The sequence below is a fragment of the Moorena sp. SIO3I8 genome (genome assembly GCF_010692325.1).
Taxonomy (GTDB): Bacteria; Cyanobacteriota; Cyanobacteriia; order Cyanobacteriales; family Coleofasciculaceae; genus Moorena.
In genome coordinates this window covers 26434-33609 of record NZ_JAAHHW010000075.1, presented here as the reverse complement: position 1 = coordinate 33609, position 7176 = coordinate 26434, and the positions used below count along the sequence as shown (strand labels likewise).

The 7176-nt window shown below is 40.0% G+C and carries 5 protein-coding genes; all 5 read left to right on the top strand.

Features of this window, described 5'->3' with window-relative positions; genetic code table 11:
* The first annotated feature begins 126 nt into the window (after positions 1 to 126).
* Positions 127 to 1035 (top strand): sulfotransferase, encoded by a 909-nt coding sequence (locus tag F6K51_RS24000; RefSeq protein WP_293024930.1) that lies wholly within the window; start codon positions 127 to 129, stop codon positions 1033 to 1035.
* A 247-nt stretch (positions 1036 to 1282) separates the two neighbouring features.
* A complete protein-coding gene (locus F6K51_RS23995; protein ID WP_293024928.1) occupies positions 1283 to 2587 on the top strand; it encodes an oligosaccharide flippase family protein in 1305 nt (434 codons plus the stop codon).
* A gap of 995 nt (positions 2588 to 3582) precedes the next feature.
* Complete coding sequence (locus tag F6K51_RS23990) at positions 3583 to 4818, top strand: glycosyltransferase (RefSeq protein WP_293024926.1); 1236 nt, start codon at positions 3583 to 3585, stop codon at positions 4816 to 4818.
* Between the two features lie 176 nt (positions 4819 to 4994).
* Positions 4995 to 5924 (top strand): sulfotransferase, encoded by a 930-nt coding sequence (locus F6K51_RS23985; protein WP_293024924.1) that lies wholly within the window; start codon positions 4995 to 4997, stop codon positions 5922 to 5924.
* A 138-nt stretch (positions 5925 to 6062) separates the two neighbouring features.
* A complete protein-coding gene (locus tag F6K51_RS23980) occupies positions 6063 to 7130 on the top strand; it encodes a glycosyltransferase family 4 protein (protein WP_293024922.1) in 1068 nt (355 codons plus the stop codon).
* Positions 7131 to 7176: the final 46 nt, after the last annotated feature.

Sequence of the window (7176 nt, the reverse complement as noted above, 5' to 3'; positions counted from 1 at the left end):
AATCCGTATTAATCCCTAGATTTGCGTAGTGCTGATCAGCAAAATTACTTAGGATAATCAGCAATATAGTCAATTGTTTTGTCGATTTTTATATAGGTAGAATTAATGGCGAAATAGCAGTGCCATATGACGAGAGAGTTGTTAGTGACTTTACCGAACTTTTTAATCATTGGAGCCCAAAAGGCTGGAACTACCTGGTTAGCCCATAATCTCAGGGAACATCCTGAGGTATTTATACCTGCAAATGAGATTCATTACTTTAATAAGAGGTATAATCTCAATCAAGGTATTGAATGGTATAAAAAACATTTTGCTGATGTTAATGGGAAAAAAGCAATTGGAGAAAAAACTCCTAATTACTTATGGATCGAACCATTGCCTGATGCCCAGGGTAAAGTCTACTATGACCCTCTCGAAGAAATTTCCTATTCCCATCGACTAATCTACGAGACATTGCCTGAAGCCAAACTTATTGTAGTCCTAAGAAATCCAGTTGAACGAGCCATTGCTGCTATAAATCACTTTATCAAAAATGGAGCTATATCTCTAAATTATGACCTTGATGACCTATTAATTGGTGATAAACAACCCCTAGTTGAGCGCTATGGCATCATCGATATGGGACGATATTATCGCCAACTGCAAGCCTACTATGAATACTTCGATCCTAAGCAAATGCTAATTCTAGTCTTTGAAGAAGACATTGCTCAAAACTCAGAGGATTCTATGAAAAAAGTTTGTGAATTCCTTGACATAGATTCTTCCTTTGATTTTAGTAAAAAGTCTAAGAAAGTCCATCAAAGCACTAGTTCACCAATTGCTCGTTATCTGGGAACCCGTTTCCCATTTATGCGTGGGTTGATCAATCGTGTTGATCAGCGCTTACCCTTACAACACCAAAAGCTTCGCCCCAGTCCATCAGCGATTCAAAAACTCTACACCATCTATGCCAATGACAATCAAAAGCTATTCAAATTATTGGGGCGGGAGATATCGGCATGGTATAGCAAAGAATTAGTGGGATTAAGCAGCTAGTCAGCCTAAGGGTGAGGATAATGAAAAATTAGCCATCTAAGCAGGAATAAATCAGATAATATATAAGTTGCCTTCAGAGGTATTATGATGCTAACTTTTATAGTAATATCTTTGATGGCAACTTGGTATAAGTCATACCAATTCCCTGATTGTCTTCTTAGTCTGGGTAATCAGAGATAATTTTCGATCAGTTACCAACTTGGCAGATAATCCTGGCAGCGAAAAGGTATGCTCCAAATTACTTGATATGAATTTTCAATCCCTCAAATCCAGGCTCATTGGCATATTTCAGAAATCCCTAGTACGTAACACCTTGTGGATGCTATTGGCTAAATTTCTGAAGATGATTGTCCAAGCCGCCTACTTCGTGATGATTGCTCGTACCCTCGGTGCTCAACAGTATGGTCTGTTTGCTAGTTTGACGGCTTTAGCGGCGATTATATCCCCTTTCGCCACCTGGGGGAGTGGAGATGTTTTAATTAAAAATGTTTCTAGAAACCGAGCCTTATTCAAGGAATACTGGGGCAATGCGCTGTTGATGATTTTTACCTCTAGTTTGGTGCTAATTGCCTTAGTTATGCTTATAGCTCCAGCTATTTTACCTAAAGAAACGTCGCCCCTGCTAATATTTTTGGTATTTTTGTCTGACTTACTCTTTTTGAAAATTTTAGCCACCGCTGGTCAGGCATTTATCGCGGTCAGTCAGCTTAAGCACACCGCCCAGATTCATTTTTTACTCAGTCTAAAAAACTTAGTGGCAACACTTTGTTTTGTCAGCTTCTTTCAGACATCAGATATTGTAGTTTGGGGAGCTTTATATCTGGCTAGTACAGCAATAGCAGCTGGGGTTGGATTTCTGATGGTACATCGGATGTTAGGAACTCCTAAATTGGCAATATCAAAGATCAAGCCGGAGATGCTTCAGGGATTCTACTTTTCTCTCAACCTTTGTGCTGAAACGGTTAACAACAATGTAGATAAAACCATGCTAGCGCGTCTTTCTACATTACAAGCTACAGGTATATATGCTGCTGCATACCGTTTAATTGATGTGGCATTTGTCCCTGTACAATCTCTGTTAGCGGCTTCCTATGCCAAGTTTTTTCAGAAGGGAGCCGCTGGCATCCAGGGAAGTCTCAATCTGGCCAAGCGTCTATCACCAATTGCTGGTATGTACGGAATAGCTGCTGGTATCGGGTTGTTTATCTCCGCTCCAATGGTACCCTACATTATAGGTGATGACTATAGGGAGGTAGTCAATGCCTTACGTTGGTTAGCACCGATACCGTTTTTTAAAGCCATGCAGTTTTTTGCGGCGGACACCCTGACTGGTGCTGGATTTCAAGGGTTGCGTAGTAGCATACAAGTAACGGCAGCTCTGTTGAACTTTTCGTTAAACCTTTGGTTAATTCCTCTGTATTCATGGAAGGGAGCTGCCTGGTCAAGTTTAACCTCAGATTCCTTGAGGATGCTCAGCTTATGGCTATTAGTGTTTGTCTTATATCGGCAAGAGGTGACTAGAAGCAAGCGCCTTCAAGAATCGGAACATTAATCTTTATCCCCTTTCTCTAAGAGGGATGTAACCTAAGATTGTTAGGTAATTGCTCATGGGTAATTGCTCATGGGTAATTGGTCATGGGTAATCGGTAATCGGATCACCATTACCCATGACCTTGGCTGATTTTTACAAAAAATTTGCTGTTACTTAGGATGAAATTTCACTTTCTTTAATAAAGCTTTACATAATTTTTACGGATATTCTCTTAGAATCAACTAGAGCTAGCAATAAGTCTCTGGCAAAGCCAATCAGCACGTTGGCTTGCTTTTAATTCCTACCTCGGACTTTTAACTAAAGTCTGGGTGAAATGCTATTGCTCGTACTTTTGACAAATCTCGTAAGGAATCAAAGATAGCCAGTGATCAACTAGACCGCCCTACTATGGCAGGTAGGAGTTAGGTAAATACTTAGTCTACAAGACTTTGCCTACTCCTCTTGATCAAGTAGTTCGTCCAGTGACCCTACAGTATTTATAGTGTATGACTAGCATCACCAAAATTCCTCAATTCTTGATGCAGTCGCTCATGGGGAGGGGCTGTGTGCGGAACCTGCGTCCGCACCTTGTAAGCCCCGTGGAAACCACGGCAGTCGCTCATGGGGGAGACCCCCAAGACCGCGCTGCCTCCCCAAGACCGCGCTGCATCGCTTCCAACCCCTGACTATTATATTGATCCGATGAATACAAAGGGGGATATTGCCGACAGATTTACGATTCATATCTTTTCAAAAATCTGAACTACTCAAAGCGTTTGATATTGCTTAAAAAATTAAGCTGTATTTAAATAGTGTTCTAGATATATCTAGTCAATATAAAGTAGGAAATTGTAGTAACTTTGGATAACTATTATTGATAATATAGTGATATTATACATTTTAAATCTGCCTAATTTATGGAACATCTAGGTTATTGAATAATTACAAGTCAGTGCTGATAATTATCATGATTAATTCTATAGCAGCAAACAACTGAGAGTAAGAGTAGCCGTATTATGAAGATTACATTAGTATGCCATGATATTCCCTATCCGCCCATCCATGGGGCGCGATTAGACATGTGGCGAAGGATAAAAGCTTTCTCTAATTTAGGGACTGAGCTACAAGTTATCTGCTGGTGTAGCCATACTCCAAAACCAGAGGAAGTCCTGGAAATTAGGAAGTATGCCAAGCAAGTTTTTTTGATAAAGTTTCCAAGGACACTCGGCTCTTTTATTCGGCGGATAATTGACTTACTCAAGTATCCTTTGGAAGTGACATCTAGAATTGTCAGAGGTAAAGAATTCAAGCTATTACTGTCTGATGTGGCTGCGTTTAATCCTGATGTCATCTTCCTAGATGGTATTCACGGTGGAGAAGTAGCAAGTCAGTTAAGTCAACACTTGAATCGGCTGCTGGTTATTCGCTCTCACAATATCGAGCATTTGTACTATAAGCGAAAACTTGCGTCTGCCAAAGGGTTCAACAAGTTCAAACGATATTTATCATTGTCTAACTTGGCAAATTATGAAACAAATTTACTAAAAAAGAGTACTTTATTTTACGATATATCCCTAGATGACCTAAATTTTTGGAGAAGTCAAGGATTGAAAAATGGTCGCTACTTAGCACCTCTGATTGAGTTTACTGAAGAGAATAGGGAAGCAATATCCAGAGATAAACTAAGCACCCATCCTGTCTATGATATCGTTTTTTTGGGTAACCTCTTTTCGGACAACAATGTAGCGGGAATAATCTGGTTTATTACCCAAGTTATGCCTATAATACGTTTGGCGTTACCAACATTTACTGTTTTAATAGCGGGTTCAAATCCTGTCCAGCACGTTAGGCAGCTATGTGAGGAAACTCCAGAAGTTGATCTGAAAATAAATCCAGTGTCTTCTGCAGAAGTATACAAGTCGGGGCGGGTTCTCATTAATCCAGTTTCCGCTGGGAGTGGCGTTAGTATAAAGTCCCTAGAAATGCTGGTTTCTGGTAGAGCGATTGTTTCCACACCACAGGGAATAGCAGGTCTACCAGAAGAGGTTCATCACTACTTTGAAATTGCTGTGGATAAGTCATCCTTTGCAGAAGCAATTATCCGATTTTTGTCCCATCCTGTCAGGGATAATGTTAATCCAGGTGTGCTTGAGGAATTGTTTGGTTCTAAAGCAATAGAAGGCGTGATTTCGGAAATAGATTCTCTGGTTTCACTTTCAAAGTATAACCAGTTAGCTCGATCTAAATCTTGATATAGCTAAATTTTGATATTTTTCATACTATTTTAGTGTTTAGTGTTGATTAAATTTTAGTTAGCATAGTTTTAGATAATTTTGATGGTTATATTTAAAAAAATACACCCCTAATTAATTGTTTTGTTTGATTTACCATCAATAAAAATATTAAATGTAAATTCAGTAAAATATAAATGAGAAAACAACGTTTAATTACTAAGACCAGCTACTATCTTACCTCGTGGTTTTTGAATCACTGGCAAGTTGGCAAACGCCCAATTTTGATTTTAGGTCATGGTCGCAGCGGTACCAGTTGGGTCGGGAAAACATTGTCCACCGCAAATCGTGCTATATACTACTACGAGCCATGTAATCCAGCTATTACTGGAAAAGGTAACATGGACACATGGTTCCAATATACACGACCTGGTGAGCGAGATGACTTGCTTGAAAATGCTTTTGATAATGTCTTCAAAGGTCTACCTTTTGGAGGCGGTTGGTACCGAGGTTTTTGGGCTAGAGCACTGCCTAATTATCAAATCATCGTGAAAGATGTAGCATCTCTGATGTCCATCGAGTGGGTTTTCAAGCGCTACAATCCCAAACTATTGGTAATTGTTCGACATCCTTGCCCTACCGTATTATCAGAAATTAACAAAGAAACTCCTGCTGAGCTTTCGCGAGATACTTTATTACATCAATCTAGCTTATTTGAAGATCATCTCGAACCCTACCGCTCAGTGATAGAGGCAGCAAAAACGCCAATAGAAATATTTGCAGCTATCTGGGCAGCAAGACATCGTGTTGTAGCCGATGCATTGTCTCGAAATCCTGAATGGTTATTGGTCTTTTATGAGGACTTATGCTTAGACCCTATTGGTAAGTTCAAACAGCTATTTGAGCAGTTTGAATTGCCATGGAATAGGCGGGTAGAAAAGCATGTACTCCAGAGTTCAACTAACAATATACCTGGTCGTTATTCCAAGGTACGTATAAGCAACCAACAAATAAATAAATGGAAACAAACGATGACCCAATCTGAAGTCGAGGTTGTGCGTAATTATGTTAAACTCTTCGATCTACCGTTTTATCAGTCTGATCAATTCTGGTCACTAGAAACCTGAGAATGTTTACGTTTTTTTAAAGCTATGAAGTAGTTTGCGGTAGACACCTTGACTGGTCCTGGATTTCAAGGTTTAGGTAGTAGCGTGAAAGTAACGGCAGCTCTAAAGTTAACCAAAGCTCAATGGAGTAGGTGAAATATGAAAATTATTGCTCAACCAGCCTTTAAAGATCGTGACAAAAACCCTTATACCTGGCTAGTTTACACCCACCTGGCTACTTTGGGGGTTGATGTCCATGAGTTTTCTCCTAAAAAATTGCTGATAAATCATTATTCTATCTGGCATCGGCACTGGCCAGAACGAAACTTAAATGAACCTAACTTCTTCAGAGCGATCGCAAAAACATTAGCTCTATTATTCTTGATGATTTTGGCTCGCTGGCGGGGAACAAAAATTGTCTGGACAGTACACAACTTAGCCTCTCATGAACAGCTTTACCCGCAACTAGAGGCTTGGTTCTGGAAAGTCTTTACAAGACAGTTGGATGGTTACATTAACCTTAGCAAAACTGGGATGAAAGCTGCCCAAGAGCGCTTCCCTCAGTTAAAGAATATTCCAGGTTTTGTAGTACCCCATGGTCACTACCGAGGGCAGTATCCGAATCAAGTCAGTTCTCAAGAAGCTCGCAATTACCTAGGAATTACCAATTCGGCGAAAGTATTGCTTTTGTTTGGCAGAATTAGACCTTACAAAAATGCTCCTCAATTGATTCGAGTTTTCCGAAAGTTGTTTGACTCAGAAGCCATACTCTACATTGTGGGTAGTCCAGAATTTACTGAATTAGCAGCAGAAATTGAAAGGGAATCCGCCCTAGATCAACGAGTGCGAATCAACCTAGATTTCATACCCCAAGACCATATGCAATGGTACTTCAGTGCTGCTGACTTAGTTATTTTGCCCTACCGCGAGATTTTAAACTCTGGTAGTGCTTTCTTAGCCCTCTCTTTTAACCGACCCATATTAGTTCCTAAAATTGGCGCTCTCCCTGAAGTTCAAGAGCAAGTTGGTGAAGAATGGGTCTATACCTATACAGGAGAAATTACTGATTATGACATTGAAAAAGCTTTAGATTGGGCATTAAACACTCCCCGTCCAGAACAAGCTCCTCTAGAGGCGTTTGATTGGCAAGAACTAGCCAATCAAACGATTAATGCCTACAATGAAATTGCCAGCTACTCCAGAAAAAGAAGGAAGAAATTGCAATAGCTGAACCAGAATCATCAATTTATTGATGCCTGCACAATTCGTGCGC

Excerpts from the sequence above, each read along its gene's own strand:
- F6K51_RS23980 (WP_293024922.1), top strand. The coding sequence starts at position 6,063 with ATGAAAATTATTGCTCAACCAGCCTTTAAAGATCGTGACAAAAACCCT.
- F6K51_RS23995 (WP_293024928.1), top strand. The coding sequence starts at position 1,283 with ATGAATTTTCAATCCCTCAAATCCAGGCTCATTGGCATATTTCAGAAA.
- F6K51_RS23985 (WP_293024924.1), top strand. The coding sequence starts at position 4,995 with ATGAGAAAACAACGTTTAATTACTAAGACCAGCTACTATCTTACCTCG.
- F6K51_RS23990 (WP_293024926.1), top strand. The coding sequence starts at position 3,583 with ATGAAGATTACATTAGTATGCCATGATATTCCCTATCCGCCCATCCAT.
- F6K51_RS24000 (WP_293024930.1), top strand. The coding sequence starts at position 127 with ATGACGAGAGAGTTGTTAGTGACTTTACCGAACTTTTTAATCATTGGA.